We start from the raw sequence: 1,643 nt of genomic DNA on the forward strand, positions 1-1,643 counted from the left end.
GTATGTGTCAAATTTTTTGAGGTTGAATAAAAAAGCAGCTGACTTCACTTAAATTTTGTTATTAGTACCTCACTTGCGTTCGGTTTGCCTAGTTATTTCTAATGGAAAAATTTTTTCCATTAGAAATAACTAGGGGTCATGTTTAATTGCTTCAGTCCTTTTGATAGTTGACCTATTGGTGCGCTTTTCGCAAGTCCCTGACCAATGCTCCCTTTAAATGCTCCTTCATGTGATTGAAAAGCAGGGGCTTTTAGGACTTTTCGTTTCATTGCTTTCCATTGTTTTCGTCGTTCTAATTCGTCATCCGCCACTTCTTCATATTGATTTAGCCAAGTATTCAATTCTTGATTCCTCAAACTATCTATCACACGAATCATGGCTGCCGCTCCTGTTCTACTCCACAAACGACCTTGTCGCTTCATCCGATAGGTCATTTTCCGATGCGTACTTTCAATGGTTCCGATACTTTGCTTATCGTCATAGAACCCTCTTTTTTCAAGAGATTGTAAATACACCCAATTCCGATCAAGATAGCCTTGCAATAACCTCAACTGTTCCAAACAGGTTTCTTCTCGCTCCTCAATCAGACTTTCTGCGGTGTCCAAACAAGCACGTACTTTTTCTTTGTCGTACTGGTGAATCGCTTCTATTAATTTTCCTTGTAGCTTAGATGAAACAAAATTTAGTCGCTCTTTTATTTTTCGATGCACATGATACATGTCACGAAAATGTTCATGACGGAAACAGCCCAAAGAAAGTTCCTCAAAGACTTCTTTTTCATAGCCAGAACCACCATCACTGTTGGATATCACGATTGTCTCTGTTAAATCATAGGTTGCTTGAAGATAATTCATCATCTCTTTTTGGGCATTTTTTCGATTCAAATGACTGACAAAATAAGGAGAAATTAACTGGGATCTTTTGCCTATCTTTTGGCTACCTTCACTCACTTGAAAACGGTGAATTTCTAGGTGTTGTTTTTTCTGTCCCCGAATCCTCACACCGTCACCTTCTAGATACAAGTAAGGAACTTTTTTCTTTTGTTTTACTTCGTCATATCGACTTTCATGCGTACTTCGTTTCTGCACAATTTCTCCTGTTTTCACCACCAATTGTTGGACGTTTTGATGGCTCATACTCCAGGTAGTTAAGCAATCAATCGCTTTTGACACGTGACGATACACCATCATTGTACCTAATTCAGAGACATTTCTTAAGACCAGTGAACTATAGCGAATTCCTTTGCGTATCCCTAAAAATTCGTCAAGGGGATAGCGGATTTCACCGGCTTTATTCTTCATTCTTCGTCTCACATAAGTGACAGAACCAAATAGAAAAGTAACGGTTCGTTGGCTTTTTCGATCAACTTGGAACCCTTCTTTTTTCAATTCTGAAGACACTTCTTCATCCAATTGTTGAAAAGCTAATTGAACCATCAGTTGAATTAATTGCGCAAAGAACATCACCATTGCTTGTTCACGTTTTAAAAATGTTTTTTCTGTCTTCATTACTTTCACTAAATCTGTTACAATAATATCCATAAGAAACCGCCTCTTGTAAGTAGTGCTCGCCAGCCTAATTACTAGAGTAACGGTTTCTTTTTTATTCGTCTAATGTTCTACCTCAATAAATTTTACACTTAG

1 protein-coding gene is annotated in these 1,643 nt (G+C 37.8%); it reads right to left on the reverse strand.

All coding sequences use genetic code 11. The features are described from left to right. Positions 1-119: 119 nt before the first annotated feature. Positions 120-1,541 (reverse strand): ISLre2 family transposase, encoded by a 1,422-nt coding sequence (locus ACVRZD_RS10545; RefSeq protein ID WP_037627752.1) that lies wholly within the window; start codon positions 1,539-1,541, stop codon positions 120-122. Positions 1,542-1,643 lie beyond the last annotated feature (102 nt).

Source organism: Streptococcus hongkongensis, assembly GCF_053206145.1.

Coding starts and splice junctions, on each gene's coding strand:
- ACVRZD_RS10545 (WP_037627752.1), bottom strand. CDS start 1,541: ATGGATATTATTGTAACAGATTTAGTGAAAGTAATGAAGACAGAAAAA.